This is a genomic window from Vibrio neonatus (genome assembly GCF_024346975.1).
GTDB lineage: Bacteria > Pseudomonadota > Gammaproteobacteria > Enterobacterales > Vibrionaceae > Vibrio > Vibrio neonatus.
Genome location: NZ_AP024885.1, coordinates 1,562,391 through 1,578,306 on the forward strand (window position 1 = coordinate 1,562,391; position 15,916 = coordinate 1,578,306).

The window sequence follows — 15,916 nt, forward strand, 5'->3', positions numbered from 1 at the left end:
TTACGTTTCTCATTTTTATATTTCCAATGGCAAGCCACCAACTTGGGTGGCTCATTATTGCCTTATGCTGCTGGCACTGATGAAACTTGTGCATCTAGAAAGCTGGCCACTCTCCTCAACTCGTCGTTTGTATTTTCTGCGGTATCGCCAAGTGCTTGACCAGAGATGAGAGCTTTAATCTCTGGGCGCTCATCACCCCAAGACCTCAACACGTAGTAATCCATTAACTGGAAATACCCGCCCGCAGCTTGTCGGGTAAAGGATGTAGCACCGTAACCGACGGTACCAGTTTTAATTTCAAAGCCTCTGATGTTACTATTCCAACGCACAGCAAACTCGTTAATCGTTTGCGTGCGTATTGTCCCGTCATCTTGAGTGGCACTTGCAATGGTCGTTGCGGTGACAGGCAATCGATAGTAGTTTGAAACCGATATTAGTAATTTTCGGTTACTCTTAGCACTGATGGCTTTCTCATAAGTCAGATCTGCGCTAACGTAGCCACTAAAGCGCTTAATGCCTATTTGGTTGATCGCGACGCCGCCCGTCATCTCGCTAGCACTAGTCACAGGTAAAGCAAACGCTTGGCAAATATCATCAAAACCACGATAAGCGATGCCGGTTGCGTCAGTATAGTCAGCATATTCTGAAGCGAGCTTTTCGTCAGCCACCCTAAGATTGTAAATTGTCCACTGTGACTCAGCTGGCTGACTCACTAGGCAATGAGTTGGTATTTTATCGGGCGTTTTCTGTGGTACTTTTGGCGGCACAACGATAGGAGCCTTCTCTGGATAAGCCATAGCGGGTGTAAGCGCAGTTGCCGGGATTGAATCATTGTGGGCATCAACCATATTGTTGATAAGTTCGGCTTGATCCGGATTAGTAACTTCAACCTTCTTTGGTGTGGGAGTATTGGAACCACCGCAACCGGTTAAAATAAGAGTTGGCAGCATCACGACGCCAACTAGAAGATTCTTTTTGAGATGTGCCACTGCGTTTTCCTTTGCTGGATGTACTATCTGAATAAATAAAACGCTATTATATTGCTAGAGCTCCATTTGAAACACTTAGTTTAATGGTAATTTAGGTTCCGCTAATAAGTACGGATAGTGGTACGCCTCCTTCCATAGGCCCATCAGAGATAATGTTTGGCTTTGCCTAAGTAGAAGTGTTGGTATTTCAAATTTTTAATCCCTAATCGGTTTCCCCCATAAAAACGCCTCAATGAGTCTGAAGTGACTATGCATTGAGGCGTTTGAGTGCATTTACAAGGCTAAAACGCAATGGCTCGCATCACGATTCCTTTTTCTGTCCCATCCCAAATAAAAGAATAAAAACCTATCTAGATACCTTTATGGTACTGCTGATTAACCGTTGGTGTTAACGCATTATGGACATTGCCCACTGCACCCTCTTCACCTTGCTTGAGTGCATCTAAAAAGAGTTCGATTAACTGCCCTTTTGACACTGCCACTTGCGTTTCAGTTTGAATGTCTCGAAGATCAATCATTACATCGGTCAGCAAGTTAGGGAAATCTGCAAGTATCTCTAAGTTCAGCACGTTGTGCTCACTGTAGATGCTGTTGTGGCTGCCTTTATGCTTTTGAATGACATACGGATTATCTTTTAGATTGATAATGGACGTGCGTTTTTCACAGCGTTTTAAACAGCCTTTATTCACTTTGATTTTCTTACAGCCTTCGGTTTGTTGGAATAAACACTGGCGACTGGTTAGCAAAGTATTTGGGTGATAAATGCTGTAGAAGGTTCTGAAGTTTTGTGGACGCTTTAACTGACGAATTTGCACTTTGCTCAACTCGTTAGAGATGAACGCACCAGTTGCGCCAAATTCTTGTTGCTGACAATGCATCGCAAATGAGTTTGACGTATTCATGTGCGGCCCTGCCACCCATGCTAAATTCATCTGCTGCGCTTGATACGCCACACCTGCATTGTTGGTGATTAACATTTCAGGGCGCACAGCCGCTAAAAACTCTATTGAAGCGGAGAAATCCTCACCAATCAAAATGGCAGGGAAACAAGGTTTAAGCTGTGGGTGCTCAGTAAAGAGTGTGATAAGTTTCGCCAGCTCTGCCTTTACGCCCATTGGCATTTGGTAATACACGTCCACATCACAATGAGACAGTAGACTCACATCTTCTGGCGATGAAATCAGCACTGAAAGATGCGCCACTGCGTTCTCTGGTTGATGATGAGACAAAGTTAAAATCTTCGAGGTATCAATACCACTTTTTAACGTCGAACCATGCCCTGTTTCGGCGGTCACATCAAAGTCAGCGGTTGCCTTAGCCACATGCTCAATGATTTGCGTTTTATCATCGTAAAGCTTGGTTTTAACGCTGTTGACCTGCTCTTCTGAGGTGCATTGATACACTTTAGAGAAATGCGTAACCGCATTATCTCTTGGGTTATCAATGAACATGTTTTTGCCAAAGTTGCCCTGCAAAAAGCCGTTCGAGAAATCGCGGTTAAATACGGTATACAGCTCAGTTTTATCGGTTAATAGTGGCTCACCATCGCAAAATCTGTCTATCTGCTTGCGCCAATTATCCACCACAGTAAACACATAGTGAGATTTTTTAATGCGCCCTTCTACTTTCAATGAATACACACCAGCATCAACTAGCGCTTCGAGATCGCCAAAAGCAGAATTATCTTTTAAATTTAACGGGTAATGGCTGCCCATTTCTGTCGTTTGATACTGATCGCGACAAGGCTGACTGCATCGACCTCGGTTGCCAGATGCTCCGTTTCTTGCCGAACTGATGTAGCACAAGCCAGAAAAACCAATGCAGTAAGAGCCATGCACAAACACTTCCATCAATACATCGTGCTGCAAACCAAATTGCGCAAGATGTTTGATTTCTTGAATATTAAGCTCACGCGACAAATTCACGCGACTGGTGCCTAATTGATTCAGAAACAGTATTTGTCCTTCATTGTGCGTGTTCAACTGCGTAGAAGCATGCACATCTAACTCTGGGAAGTGATGTTTAAGCAGGTAGGCTAAGCCTAAATCTTGTACGATAACGCCATCCACTTTTGTGGTGTTCAGCTGACTGAGCAAACGCACAATAGCAGGCAATTCGCTCTCTAATATCAATACGTTAAGCGTGACAAAGATTTTACATTGATGCTGATGCGCCAGTTCAATCACACCATTTAGGTTATCTAAAGTCAGGTTTGTGGCTCTATTACGAGCGTTAAACCTGTCTAAACCACAATAAATTGCGTCTGCTCCGGCTGCGATTGCCGCTTTAATTGAATCTAGATCACCGCCAGGTGCCAATAGCTCGAACTGTTCTCTTTTCACAATGTATCCCCGAGAAAATTAGGCGCACATCTTACGTCATAAAACACAAAAAGTAACCTTAGGTCACAGATCTTCAATTCACAATCAGCATAACTTTGACCGCTCTGGGTAGGAATGACTTTTACAAGCATGTGATAATCATGGCATTATATGCGCCTTGCTCATTTGTAGTACAAAACCACATCATGAGTTTTTCCCGTCACACTTAACATTTTGCAGGCATTTATGGGACTTTTAGATCAGCTCGCTTTTTCCATCTCGGTAACTGGGCCAATCTGTTTAATCTTGGTTATGGGCGTTGTCCTAAAAAAGACATCCGTAATTAATGACGTATTTATACAGAGCGCATCCAACCTCGTCTTTAAAGTCACCTTACCGACCATGCTGTTTCTTAGCCTTGTGGAAGCCGATCATGACTTTGCCACCAGCGCCTCGTTAGTGGGCTTTACTGTGGGCAGTAGCTTGCTGTTTTTTGCTTTTTGTACTGCGCTAGTTGGCGTGATATTAAAAGGAAACAAAGACAACGGCGTTACCATACAAGGGGCATTTCGCTCGAACACCGGGATTATTGCCCTTGCCTACGTCGCTAATATTTACGGTAGCGATGGCGTTGCTACAGCGGCAATATACGTGGCGGCAACAACTCTGCTTTATAACGTATTGGCGGTTATATCGTTAACACCGAAAGGCGAACAGTCAGGCAGTAGCGCAATAAAAGCCATGAGCAAAAGCATTACTAGCAATCCACTGATCATCTCAATTATTGCAGGACTGCTCTACTCTGCTATAGGCTTGCCGATCCCTAAGGTTGCCTCAGACGCCGGTCATTACTTTGCTAGCATGACCTTACCTCTTGCGCTGCTTTGTACAGGCGGTTCACTGGATCTTAAATCACTGCGAGCAGAAACCTTTGCCACTTGGCTTGCGACTGTAGTTAAGCTGGTTGTTGCACCAATATTTAGCTGTTTATTAGCCTACGCGCTAGGATTTCGCGCCGAAGCGCTAGGCATCATCTTCTTTATGACCGCAGCGCCAACCGCCGCCGCCAGTTATATTATGGCTCGCTCAATGGGCGGAAACTCAACTCTGGCAGCCAATATTATCGCTCTAACCACTATCTTGTCGGTTATTACCACCACTATTGGTTTGGTAATTCTAAATAGTATGAATTTACTGTATTAATAGCGATACTTCACAACAGAACATAAATGAATAAAGGTCGCAGCTTATGCGGCCTTTGTTTCTTTCCCAACCAATAAAATTCTCATACCCTTATCACTTTCAGTTCGATTGATAGCATTAATCACTTTGCGCTTATTGCTGCGCCTTTAAGCCCTTTTTCAAACTCTGCATAAACGTCTTAAAGTGCGGCATGAACTCAGAAAACAGTGTGTGCTTTCGGTTCACCATCACCACAGGCCCAAGCAATCTCAGCGCCACGCCCACTCTTGTCGCCTCCTCTAAAGTTAAGTCTGTATCTTTATTCATCATCGCTACCACGTTAAACATATCTTCACGATCTTCGAATTCAAATTGTAATTTTTGCACTTCGCCTTCTGCGGTAGTTTCTTCAATAGTTACGCTGTAGTGATGATCTTTTCTTGCTTTACGAATCATAGATGACTTCCTTTAATTAAGTTGATAACAGCAACTATAATTACAATAGTTGATTTAGTCAACTTGATTATTGATGACGCCGTAGAGCATACTCTTATCAAATAGCAAAAATACGATGAATCGCTACATCCCCCCAGAATATCCAACTAATATTTATATTCACCCTAGGGTCTGTGTTAAGGTGCACGCTCACTTACACTTAGTACCCCACTCCATTAGGAATTATTTTGACTAATAACGATATTTTACGCCGTATTCGCTATACCTTTGACCTTAAAGACGCAGACATGATTAATGTGTTTGCTGCCGCTGATCTTGAGGTTACACGATCTCAAGTGAGTAACTGGCTAAAGAGAGAGGAAGACGAACAGTTTTGTAAGATCATCGACAAAGAATTGGCTATTTTCCTAAACGGATTTATCAATATAAAACGTGGTAAACGTGAAGGGGAACAACCTAAGCCTGAGTCTCGCTTAACCAACAATATGATTTTCATGAAACTTCGCATTGCGTTAAACATGAAAGCCGAAGACATTTTGGACACGTTAAAAGTGGCTGACTTAAATGTGAGTAAGCACGAGCTAAGCGCGTTTTTCCGTAAGCCTGACAACAAGCATTACCGCGAGTGTAAAGACCAAATCCTGCGCAACTTTTTAACGGGTGTGCAACTGCAACTTCGCCCAACAGATACTGAAAACGATTAATTGATACAGACCAATAAGATAATGACTATGCCGTACTCTAACTTGCCACTTTGTCCTGAAATTAGCACTCTTTTAGCCGCTAACTTTAAGACGTTAACCGAAGTTCAGCAGCTTGCTATTCCTTCCATATTGGAAAATAAAGATGTGTTAGCGATAGCACAAACAGGCAGTGGTAAAACCTTGGCGTACGGTATCGCTTTACTTGAGCAAGTACGACTGAGCCCATGTACGACACAAGCCATCGTATTAGTGCCAACGCGTGAGCTTGCCCAGCAAGTGAGCGAATCACTATTGCCATATGCCAATGCGATAGACGTCAGCGCTATCTCTCTTTGTGGTGGCATAGACAAAGACATTCAGAAACAGCAACTATTGCTATCACCTGAGATTTTGGTGGCAACTCCAGGTCGCCTGCTTGATTTGTTACTTGATAAAGCCATCGATGTGAGCCGTTTACATAGCCTGGTTTTAGATGAAGCTGACCGATTATTAGATATGGGTTTTTGGCCTGATATTCAAAAAATCATTGAATTACTGCCGTCAAAACATCAAACGTCAAAACATCAAACCGCCATGTTCTCAGCAACCTTTTCTAGTGAATTACAAACCCAAGCTGCACTGTTACTCAATGAGCCTAAACGTATTCAAACCACAGTAACCAATAGCCTTGTCGAAGGCATTGAAGAAACCTTGTATTTGGTGAATAAAGGCAGCAAAGCCAATGCGCTTATTTCTGAATTAAAGAAAAACAATTGGCCGCAAGTGTTGGTGTTTATTGGCGCTAAAGATAACGCCGATGCGCTTTGCAAAAAGCTCAATAAAGCCGGCATTTTAGCTGCGGCTTTGCATGGCAATAAATCTCAGCAAGAGCGTGAAGCAACTCTAGAGCAGTTTAAACAAAAACAAGTCAACGTTCTTATTGCGACCGACTTACTGGCGCGTGGCATTCATATCGAGCACTTGCCTGTGGTTATTAATGTTGAACTGCCGTCACATGCTGAAGCTTATGTACATCGTATTGGGCGTACTGCGCGAGCTGGTGAGCAAGGCATTGCAATTTCATTGGTGTGTCATGGTGAAACTGAGTATTTAAGCGCGATTCGTCAACTTACCCAGCGAGAGCTGGCACTGCAAGAGCTTGAAGGTTTCCCTGTTACGGATAAGCCCTCTTCAGGTCAAAGTAAACGAGCACCTAGAGATAAAAAAGCGAACCGCCGTACTCAAGCAAAGAAAAGCATTAAGCAGTTTAAAAGTAAGCACTGATTCTTGTCAGTCATTAACGCACTAAACGAAAAAACGCCAAGCGAGATGCTTGGCGTTTTTGTATTCAGAACATGGCGTTAAAACTGATGCAACGACTTGGCTTGAGTGATCGGTTTATCTTGCTTTAGCAGGCGCATGCCTTTAAACATACGTACAAACCAAATCAAAATAGCCACAGCCGAAATGATGCCACCCGCAATGGGGATAACGTGCGCCACTTCTTCCAGTGCGCTGTTTCTAAACCAATAATCATTCACACCGATTAACACCCCATTAGAGGTGGCAATGGTTACGATAAGCACCACAAAAAAGGTCAAAAACAAAAAGAAGCTGCGTATGAGACCGTAATAATGCGAGTTGACCACTTCGCTGTCTTCATCTTTATCTAGACGATAACCTGCATAGACAATAGCGATCACACCCGACAGCAGTAATGTAAATGGGGTCAAAAAACTGCCAATGTAAGCGTACCAAATACCCTTATGATGTTTATTCATTGCTTACCCCATCCTTGTTACTTTTGTCTTTAACCGGTGCCTCTTCCAATTGATCTTTCACCTCTGCATACCACTGATCGTGATGCTCTTTGGCCCAAGTTTCATCAACCTTGCCTGTCACCATGCCTTCAAGCGCCCCTTCCATACCCACTAAACCAATATAGATATGGAATACAAAACCACAGATGAGCACTAGTGCCGAAATCATGTGCACTAAGTTAGCCACTTCCATATCGCGGCGAGTTTGGTCAAAAATTGGGAAGTCTAATATCACGCCACTGGTTGCAAGCACCACACCAAACACAATCAGTAACCAATAGATCACCTTCTCACCACCGTTAGAAAATCCAGCCGATGGATGTGAGCCTTTATGCTTTCCGACCATACCGCCCATTTTCATAAACCATTGCAAATCCACTTTGGTAAATAGCGATTTTCGCCACCATTTCACGAACATGAAGATAAGCAAAATATAGAAAATAGGACCGATATAGTTGTGATACTGCTTGGCGCTATAAATCACTAAACCCCATATATCGGAAGGAATATAAGGCTTTAAGAAGTGCTTACCGTAAACCAACATCAAACCGCTAAAGGCTAAGGTTAAAAAGGTAAATGCCATCGTCCAGTGCAGCGCTCGGTCCATACGACTCCAGCGCTTGAGCTTTCTTCCAGTGCGAGGCTTACTTAGCATTAATGGGCCAACTAAGAAATACGCCAATACCACCATCATGATGCTACCAAAGATAGCGACAGCGGCCGCAGGTGACATCCACTTCTCTTTTAAAATGAACCAAGTTTGACCCGGCACACTGATCAAAATGCCGTGCTCAGGAGACGCTGAAGTGGTAGTACCCTCCACGCCTCCTTTGACCTCACGCCAATAATCCGCGCCAGCCAATTGCACCATCTCTTTTTGCGCAGTGTCGTTGTGTTTTTGCTCAGCATACGTTGGCAAGCTAAATGCCATTAAGACACTTGCCAACATCGCTAACAATAACAGAGTCGATTGTTTCGCTAACTGCATTTGAATGCTCCTTTAACTAGCTCTTAGTCGCATCAAACGCAATATCTTCACCATCGCTCCAGCCGGCACCTTTCGCTCCACGTTCTACAACACGTTGACGGAAGATGTCAGAAACAATTTCTGCATCACCAGCCAGTAGTGCTTTGGTCGAACATAGCTCGGCACACATAGGAAGCTTACCTTCAGCAATACGGTTACTACCATATTTTAATCGCTCTTCCTCAGAGCCCGCTTCGGTTTCAAGGCCGCCTGCACAGAACGTACATTTGTCCATCTTGCCTCGTTCACCAAAGGCGGTCGTGTGTGGAAATTGTGGAGCGCCGAAAGGACAGGCAAATAAGCAGTAACCACAGCCAATACACAAGTCTTTATTGTGTAGTAAGATGCCGTCAGGGGTGTATTCAAAACAATCTGCCGGACATACCGCTTTACAAGGCGCATCCGTACAGTGCATACACGCAACAGAAATGGAGCTCTCACCCGGCTCACCATCGTTAAGGGTTACCACGCGGCGACGCTGAATACCCCACTCTAGGGCATCATCATTTTCGTTTTTACATGCGGTGACACAGCCGTTACATTCGATACAACGCTTGGTATCACAGAGAAATTTCATTCTAGCCATAATTTAGGTTTCCTTACGCTTTTCGAATATTACACAGAGTCACTTTGGTCTCTTGCATCTGCGTAACTGGGTCATAACCATAAGTGGTTGCTGTATTGGCGGCTTCACCAATGACATAAGGAACAGTGCCCTCAGGGTAGCGTTCGGTTAAGTCTTCGCCTTGGAACTTGCCACCAAAGTGGAACGGCATAAAGGCTAATCCCGGACTTACGCGACGCGTCACCATAGCTTTCACATGCACTCTGCCTTTCTCTGCACCTTCAACCCAAACCATCTCACCATCTCGAATGCCAAGATCGTTAGCATCTTTTGGATTGACTTCGACAAACATTTCTCGCTGTAGCTCGGCAAGCCAAGGGCTAGAACGTGTTTCTTCACCACCCCCTTCGTATTCCACCAAGCGTCCAGTGGTCAGTACAATTGGGTATTCTTTCGATTTATCGACACCTTGAATACTCTTGTACAAAGTAGGCAGACGATAAATAGATTCGCTGTCATCCCATGTAGGATAATCTTTAACCAGATCGCGACGAGGCGTGTACAGTGGCTCTCTGTGCAGTGGCACACGGTCTGGGAATGTCCACACTACCGCGCGGGCTTTAGCATTACCGTAAGGAATACAGCCGTGTTTAATGGCAACGCGCTGAATCCCGCCTGACAGATCCGTCTTCCAGTTTTTACCTTCGGCGGCGGCTTTTTCTTCACTGGTAAGATCGTCCCACCAGCCTAAACTTTTCAGCAACTTATCACTAAACTCAGGGAAGCCATCTTCAAGCTCACACCCTTTCGAGTAGCTGTCTTCAGCAAGCAAATTCTCACCTTCAAATTCCACACCAAAGCGAGCACGGAAGTTACCGCCACCTTCAGCAACGGTTTTTGAAGTGTCATATAAAATATGCGTGCCTGGGTGTTTCATGTCTGGCGTACCCCAACAAGGCCAAGGCAATCCATAGGTTTCACCATTGACAGGGCCACCTTCCGCCGACAAGGTCGTTTTGTGGAAGGTATGCCAGTTTTGCTGGTGTTCTTTAAGGCGCTCTGGGCTTTGACCGCTATAGCCGATAGTCCACATGCCTTTGTTAAATTCACGGGTCACATCTTCGATCACCGGTTGGTTATCTTTGACTGCGATGTTTTTAAACATTTGATCTGAATAACCCAATTTTTTGGTCAACAGATACATGATTTCGTGATCAGGTTTTGATTCGAACAACGGCTCAACAACTTGATCTCGCCATTGCAATGAGCGGTTTGATGCGGTGACTGAGCCGTGTGTCTCAAATTGTGTTGTTGCAGGGAGTAGATACACGCCGTCAGTACGGTCATTCATGACCGCCGCCACCGTTGGATATGGGTCGACAATAACCATCATCTCCAACTTTTGCATCGCTTTACGAATTTCCGTACCACGGGTTTGCGAGTTCACCGCATGCCCCCAATAGAACATGGCGCGGATATTGTCGTTTTGTTCGATATTCTGTTTGTCTTCTAACACTCCATCGACCCAACGAGAAACAGGAATACCCATGTTATTCATTGGTTGCTTGCCGCGGTATTTGGTTTGATCGAAACGGTCTTGAACCCATTGATAATCAAGATCCCATACCTTTGACCAATGCTTCCAAGCCCCCGGTGCGAGACCGTAATAACCCGGCAGTGTATGTGACAATACGCCAAGGTCAGTTGCGCCCTGTACGTTATCGTGACCACGGAAGATATTGGCACCGCCGCCCGATTTACCCATATTGCCAAGAGCCAGCTCTAAAACGCAGTATGCACGAGTGTTGTTATTACCTGTGGTGTGCTGAGTGCCGCCCATACACCAAACAATACACCCCGGTCGATTCTCCGATAAGATCTTCGCGGTTTTGTACATTTGATCTTTAGAAGCGCCCGTTACGTGCTCCACTTTATCGGGTGTCCATTTCGCCACTTCTTGACGAATTTCATCCATGCCAAATACACGTTGGCGGATAAACTCTTTGTCTTCCCACTGGTTTTGGAAAATGTGCCACAACAAGCCCCAAATAAACGCCACATCAGTACCCGGACGCAGAGCGATGTAATGATCGGATTTTGCCGCTGTGCGAGTACGTCTAGGATCGGCAACCACAATTTTACAGCTGTTTTTCTCTTTCGCGATCAAGATGTGCTGCATGGCAACGGGGTGCGCTTCGGCTGGGTTTGAACCAATGAACAGCATTGACTTACAGTTGTGCATGTCATTAAAGGAATTGGTCATTGCACCATAACCCCAGGTATTTGCTACCCCTGATACTGTGGTGGAGTGACAAATACGGGCTTGGTGATCGACATTGTTTGTGCCCCACAACGACGCCATTTTTCTAAACATATAGGCTTGTTCGTTGTTGTGTTTTGCACTGCCGAGCCAATAAACTGAATCGGGCCCTGACTCTTGACGAATTTTAAGCGCATTATCGCCAATCTCATTGATGGCTTGTTCCCAAGTGAGTTTTTTCCACTTACCGCCTTCAAGTTTCATTGGGTATTTAAGACGTTTTTCGCCGCGACCATGCTCACGCAAGGCAGCACCTTTTGCGCAATGACCGCCAAGGTTAAACGGATGATCAAAAGCAGGCTCTTGCCCTGTCCACACGCCGTTTTGTACTTCGGCGTAAATGCCGCAACCTACCGAACAGTGTGAACAAATAGTGCGCTTTATCTCTACGTTAACATCGCCCGATTCTGGCTGGGCTTGGGCTTTTCGCATCATGCTCGGCGCTAGCAACCCTGCGCCAACCACTGCGCCACCAGCGGCCAGTGATGAATTGCGCATAAAGGTACGACGGCTGATACCAAACTTTTTATTAGGGCTTGAGGTACTTTCAGAACGTTTAGTCAGTTTCATAGTGATGGGTTCCTAAAGTGAATTGTAGTAATCACGGATATGCTGAGTTTCTCGATAACCCTTATCATCCTCTGACTGTTCGGCTTCCACCTTGGTCTGACTCGCCTGCGCTGATGTCGTTGCGGTTGTCATTATCGCACCTGCAACAACACCGCCACCTAGAGCCTTAATAGCTCTGCGACGATGATTATCAATTTCTTTTTTATTTTTCATGACTCCATCCTCAACCTAATCCAACTCACTAGAACGAACAGCAATGCTCTGCTCACTCAACGCAACCTCTTCTAGCTCCATAAACTGGGCTAGTAGGTTTGCGACAACTCGATAAAACTCAGCTGCTTTTGCATCCTGAATTTGTTTCACTAAATCTTTATACCAACTCGCAATATGACGATTAAAAAACACCCCCTGCTGAGGTGAGTTCTCTTCTATCAACATCGCCATCACTTCACAGAGAGCGGCAATGTGGTCTTCTGGTTCTTTAACGCTGTCGTTGCGCTCAAAGCCCAATGATGAAAGGTCTTGGCGAAGTTCAATTAACGGTTTTTCCATTAATGCGCCATTTCGGTGCCACGATGCAAAAGGCATCACTTCACCACGCCCAATGCCAATAAATAGGTCTTGATATTCTTCTGCAACTGATTCAAGTGACGCCTCTGTTGCCAACTGGCTAAGTGCTTGCCAATCAGCGCTCATGGCGCTTGACTCTTCCTCATTGTTTAACTGTGCCAACCACTGCATTAGCTGAGCATCTGGCGCTTGTCTAAACAATGTTGCTAACAGCAAATAGATGTCTGATCGCGGTGATTGTGGTACTTGGTTATGCATGCTCACCCTTAATATTTTAGCTGTTTTGTAGGATCTTTCGCCATTTCTTGATAAATATCGGCGACTCGACAGTCTTCACACATGGCAATTCGGCGTATGGCTTGCTCATCTGAAAAGTGGCTGTGGCCTTTTAATTTGCTCTGTAACATCGTAATCATCGACTTAGGAGCAAAGGCTTTGTCGCAGCGTAAACACAAAGCAGGCTCGTCTTGATTTAAGGTGAGTGCACTGCTGCGCTGCTGCTGATCCCAGTTAATTCTTGGGGTTAAATCCAAGGCATTTTCTGGACAAGCTCCTTCACACAAACCACATTGCACGCAATCTTGCTCAATGAAATTAAGCATAGGGACTTGCCCTTCGTTGTGCAGAGCCATGGTTGGACAAACTGCCACACATGCCATACACAAGGTGCACTTATCGGTATCACATGCCACTGTGCCGTATGGAGCGCCCTGTGGCAGAGCCGCTTGCGCTTGCAGAGGGGTAAATGATTGCGCCAATGCATCTAGTGATTGAAATAGTCTTGCGCGCTTATCGCCTTCTATCTCGCCCACATGCACATTCAGCGGCGTTTCAATTAGTACAGGTTTACTTTGTCTGAGATCTTCAAGGTATAAAATATCGATACTTTCAGCGTGAATACCAAGCTGTCTGAGTAAGGTTTTCGCCACCGTCACTTCTTCGTTTAATACTCGAATAATGGTGGCTGGCATACGGCGACTCGCGGCAAACAACACTTGTGATGCGCCGTTGCTCAGTGCGGCAAACCAAGTATCGATGCCCACTGACGGTAATTCATTTACCACAATAGGAATCACATTATCGGGCAGTGCTCTTAGCGCCATAAGGTTGTAGGTTTCGTGCTCTTCACTACAAAACAGCACGATGGGATTAGTGCCACCTTGCGCTTGATAATTGTGTAAGGTGCGCTCAATAAACCCTTGGGTTTCATTTGGATAAGGCAAGGCATATTCAATCGCGCCCGTTGGGCAAGACGTGGCGCAAGTGCCCACGCCCTGACACAGATAAGGATTGATCTCAATTTTATAGCCAATTTCGTCTCGCCCTTCACTTGTCAGCGCCCCGGCAGGACAAGAAAGAATGCAACGCTCGCACCCTTTCACTCCGCGCGAACTGTGCGCGCATTTGTCGGTATCAAGGCGGAAGAATTTAGGCTTATCAAAGGTTCCGATTAAGGCATTAATTTCTTCGATAGCGTCTTCCAGTTTTGGATAGCCTCTGCCAACAGGAAAATACCCAACCGGAGGCACTTCACTGTCAATCAACGCCTCTGCGCTAAAATCTAGCACCAGATCAAAATGGGGTTGCGCGATCGCCACAGGCGCAAGCTCTACCTTAGAAATAGAGCTCGTTTGTAAAATATGAAACGAGAAACGTCCTAGATACCCAGATAATTGGGCTAATGAGAAAAAATATGGATTGATAGCACCCTTGGTATTTGTTCCGGCTGACACAGCAAAGGTGACAGATGCCATGGATGAGAATTGTTGCTGTAAGTTTTCTAAATCTTGCTCATTTGCAATGATCAGCAATGCCCCTTGGCTTTCATAGCTCACTGTCGGGGGAATAAGATTTGAAAGCTCTAACGTGTTGTTACAAGCGTAACTGCGTGCTAGGCCATTGCTAGATGTTGATTGCGCCAAAAATTCCTTTAGCATTCTGATTCCGTAATTTAATGAAATAAGCGTGCCTAATGTAAGCGCATCGTTTCATTAAGGATTGCAGATTTTTTGTATAACGTTGTTAAAACCTTAATAAATTTGAGGTGTTAAACGGATAAAATTGTTAACTATGTGATTTCATAAGCATTTTAATTTAAAAAAATTTACTATTATAGATAATAATTCTCATTAAGATTTAAAAGGATCAGATCCACTTTCAGGCTTATTATTCAAAGTATTATCCGCCAAATCCTGCTCTGAGCTCTCCTGCTTAGCTAACTCTAGCTTTTGCGCTTCATCATCAAGGCTTGGCTCACAAGCGGAATGTTCACACAACTCTTTGTCTGTGTTTACCTGCTTTTCTTCTGCTAAAGGGCTATTTTCAGTATCTATCTCGGACTGTTCGATGATCTCTTCGCTTAGATCGCTGGCTTTCTCACCCGCCCAATGCCTTAACTTACTGGCAACATCTGCGCTTAGCGGTTTCATTTGGCTAAAATCTTGGTGGTAATCATTAAGCTCATCCACTTCACTAAATTGGCCGCTAAAGAATAAACTGCGTAAAGCGCGTTTTTTTATCTCTGGAGCGGAATCTGAGGCCAGCAGCGCAGACATAGCATTGCCTTGCTTGCGTTCTTCATCTTCAACACCTTCAACATCCTCGCTCGCCAATTCATTATCAGTACTCAGCCCTTCAACTGCTTGTTCGCTCTCAAGTTCTTCGACTTCAATAAGAGCGTCTGTTTCATTTAGCGTAGAGGAATCTAACTTAGAAGAATCGAGCGCAGCATCATCTAATGGAAGAGTATCGAGAGAATGTGGCTCTAGTTCGACATTTTCTGTTGCAGAATCTGCAATATGGTCACTTTTGCGTTGTTCGTCTTCAGTATCTACTGGCGAAGCATGTTTATGCAGTAATCTTTCAAACAAACCTCGACTCATGATGCTTCTCCAAAGATAAACGGCTTTGATAACAAATTATTGACTGGCACGCCCTGCTCCCTTGCGCTTTTTACGCTTGTGTTCAATCAGCTCGCCATGGCGCGCCAAATAGGCTTCCATCCACACTTGCACCGGTAAAGGTAGATCAACCGATAGCACTAAATAGTCACCGTCTAAATAACTGCCAGCAACACTTTGAGAAACGGTGACACTGACCAAATTTAACCTTTCAATGTCATTTTCCAAAACCACAAATAGCTTAGGGTTGTCAGAATTGAGGTTAAAACGGTAATCCGTACGTTCATCTTTAAAAAGTTGGATCTCAGATTCTACGCCAAGTTCGCTAGCACAAGGGTCTAGAAATATCTCATCAACCTGCCAATTACTGGTTTGCCATCTAGAATTTTGTGTCTGATGTAGAATAATCTGACATCGAACGGGCCAATTATCTTCCGTTTTCATTACTACCTCGTTAAGCTAACTTATTATTATCTATATAGTTCTACATGAGTCATCGTGATTGTGTGCAAG

Annotated in this window: 15 protein-coding genes; 3 read left to right on the top strand and 12 right to left on the bottom strand. The window is 44.6% G+C overall.

Features of this window, described 5'->3' with window-relative positions; translation table 11 throughout:
* Positions 1 to 62: 62 nt before the first annotated feature.
* Positions 63 to 989: a hypothetical protein gene (locus OCU38_RS07185; RefSeq protein ID WP_261822544.1), complete on the bottom strand. Its 927-nt coding sequence runs from the start codon at positions 987 to 989 to the stop codon at positions 63 to 65.
* A 350-nt stretch (positions 990 to 1,339) separates the two neighbouring features.
* Entirely contained in the window at positions 1,340 to 3,331 is a 1,992-nt protein-coding gene (locus OCU38_RS07190) for a peptidase U32 family protein (protein WP_261822545.1), read from the bottom strand.
* A 225-nt stretch (positions 3,332 to 3,556) separates the two neighbouring features.
* Here OCU38_RS07190 and OCU38_RS07195 point away from each other — a divergent pair, with 225 nt between their 5' ends.
* A complete protein-coding gene (locus tag OCU38_RS07195) occupies positions 3,557 to 4,513 on the top strand; it encodes an AEC family transporter (protein WP_261822546.1) in 957 nt (318 codons plus the stop codon).
* Between the two features lie 132 nt (positions 4,514 to 4,645).
* Here the strand turns inward: OCU38_RS07195 and OCU38_RS07200 are convergent, their stop codons facing one another.
* Positions 4,646 to 4,948: a DUF3861 domain-containing protein gene (locus OCU38_RS07200; RefSeq protein ID WP_261822547.1), complete on the bottom strand. Its 303-nt coding sequence runs from the start codon at positions 4,946 to 4,948 to the stop codon at positions 4,646 to 4,648.
* Positions 4,949 to 5,175: 227 nt separating this feature from the next.
* On the opposite strand from OCU38_RS07200, the gene OCU38_RS07205 reads away from it, so the two are divergent.
* Positions 5,176 to 5,652: a YehS family protein gene (locus tag OCU38_RS07205; protein ID WP_261822548.1), complete on the top strand. Its 477-nt coding sequence runs from the start codon at positions 5,176 to 5,178 to the stop codon at positions 5,650 to 5,652.
* A 27-nt stretch (positions 5,653 to 5,679) separates the two neighbouring features.
* Positions 5,680 to 6,915 (top strand): DEAD/DEAH box helicase, encoded by a 1,236-nt coding sequence (locus OCU38_RS07210; protein WP_261822549.1) that lies wholly within the window; start codon positions 5,680 to 5,682, stop codon positions 6,913 to 6,915.
* A 77-nt stretch (positions 6,916 to 6,992) separates the two neighbouring features.
* Here OCU38_RS07210 and OCU38_RS07215 read toward each other — a convergent pair whose 3' ends face one another.
* The 9 genes from OCU38_RS07215 to OCU38_RS07255 form a co-directional block, all read right to left on the bottom strand.
* Entirely contained in the window at positions 6,993 to 7,412 is a 420-nt protein-coding gene (locus OCU38_RS07215; RefSeq protein ID WP_261822550.1) for a hypothetical protein, read from the bottom strand.
* Positions 7,405 to 8,400: a formate dehydrogenase subunit gamma gene (locus tag OCU38_RS07220; RefSeq protein WP_373277886.1), complete on the bottom strand. Its 996-nt coding sequence runs from the start codon at positions 8,398 to 8,400 to the stop codon at positions 7,405 to 7,407. Before OCU38_RS07220 ends, OCU38_RS07215 begins: the two co-directional genes overlap by 8 nt.
* A gap of 55 nt (positions 8,401 to 8,455) precedes the next feature.
* Positions 8,456 to 9,064, bottom strand: a complete 609-nt coding sequence (gene fdh3B, locus OCU38_RS07225; protein WP_261822551.1) for a formate dehydrogenase FDH3 subunit beta — start codon at positions 9,062 to 9,064, stop codon at positions 8,456 to 8,458.
* A gap of 13 nt (positions 9,065 to 9,077) precedes the next feature.
* A complete protein-coding gene (locus OCU38_RS07230; protein WP_261822552.1) occupies positions 9,078 to 11,933 on the bottom strand; it encodes a formate dehydrogenase subunit alpha in 2,856 nt (951 codons plus the stop codon).
* A gap of 12 nt (positions 11,934 to 11,945) precedes the next feature.
* Positions 11,946 to 12,146 carry a hypothetical protein gene (locus OCU38_RS07235; protein ID WP_261822553.1) on the bottom strand — a complete coding sequence of 67 codons (201 nt, stop codon included), beginning with the start codon at positions 12,144 to 12,146 and terminating at the stop codon, positions 11,946 to 11,948.
* A 15-nt stretch (positions 12,147 to 12,161) separates the two neighbouring features.
* Entirely contained in the window at positions 12,162 to 12,761 is a 600-nt protein-coding gene (locus OCU38_RS07240; RefSeq protein WP_261822554.1) for a TorD/DmsD family molecular chaperone, read from the bottom strand.
* An 8-nt stretch (positions 12,762 to 12,769) separates the two neighbouring features.
* Positions 12,770 to 14,440 (bottom strand): 4Fe-4S dicluster domain-containing protein, encoded by a 1,671-nt coding sequence (locus OCU38_RS07245; protein ID WP_261822555.1) that lies wholly within the window; start codon positions 14,438 to 14,440, stop codon positions 12,770 to 12,772.
* 192 nt (positions 14,441 to 14,632) lie between these two features.
* On the bottom strand, positions 14,633 to 15,385 hold the full coding sequence (locus OCU38_RS07250) for a DUF3306 domain-containing protein (protein ID WP_261822556.1): 753 nt from the start codon (positions 15,383 to 15,385) through the stop codon (positions 14,633 to 14,635).
* A 36-nt stretch (positions 15,386 to 15,421) separates the two neighbouring features.
* Positions 15,422 to 15,847, bottom strand: coding sequence for a DUF3305 domain-containing protein (locus OCU38_RS07255; protein ID WP_261822557.1), 426 nt, complete (start codon positions 15,845 to 15,847; stop codon positions 15,422 to 15,424).
* Between the last annotated feature and the right edge of the window lie 69 nt (positions 15,848 to 15,916).

Bases quoted from the DNA above. Each gene is read 5' to 3' on its own strand.
- OCU38_RS07195 (WP_261822546.1), top strand. From the start codon at position 3,557: ATGGGACTTTTAGATCAGCTCGCTTTTTCCATCTCGGTAACTGGGCCA.
- OCU38_RS07200 (WP_261822547.1), bottom strand. From the start codon at position 4,948: ATGATTCGTAAAGCAAGAAAAGATCATCACTACAGCGTAACTATTGAA.
- OCU38_RS07210 (WP_261822549.1), top strand. From the start codon at position 5,680: ATGCCGTACTCTAACTTGCCACTTTGTCCTGAAATTAGCACTCTTTTA.
- OCU38_RS07215 (WP_261822550.1), bottom strand. From the start codon at position 7,412: ATGAATAAACATCATAAGGGTATTTGGTACGCTTACATTGGCAGTTTT.
- OCU38_RS07220 (WP_373277886.1), bottom strand. From the start codon at position 8,400: ATGTTGGCAAGTGTCTTAATGGCATTTAGCTTGCCAACGTATGCTGAG.
- fdh3B (WP_261822551.1), bottom strand. From the start codon at position 9,064: ATGGCTAGAATGAAATTTCTCTGTGATACCAAGCGTTGTATCGAATGT.
- OCU38_RS07230 (WP_261822552.1), bottom strand. From the start codon at position 11,933: ATGAAACTGACTAAACGTTCTGAAAGTACCTCAAGCCCTAATAAAAAG.
- OCU38_RS07235 (WP_261822553.1), bottom strand. From the start codon at position 12,146: ATGAAAAATAAAAAAGAAATTGATAATCATCGTCGCAGAGCTATTAAG.
- OCU38_RS07240 (WP_261822554.1), bottom strand. From the start codon at position 12,761: ATGCATAACCAAGTACCACAATCACCGCGATCAGACATCTATTTGCTG.
- OCU38_RS07245 (WP_261822555.1), bottom strand. From the start codon at position 14,440: ATGCTAAAGGAATTTTTGGCGCAATCAACATCTAGCAATGGCCTAGCA.
- OCU38_RS07250 (WP_261822556.1), bottom strand. From the start codon at position 15,385: ATGAGTCGAGGTTTGTTTGAAAGATTACTGCATAAACATGCTTCGCCA.
- OCU38_RS07255 (WP_261822557.1), bottom strand. From the start codon at position 15,847: ATGAAAACGGAAGATAATTGGCCCGTTCGATGTCAGATTATTCTACAT.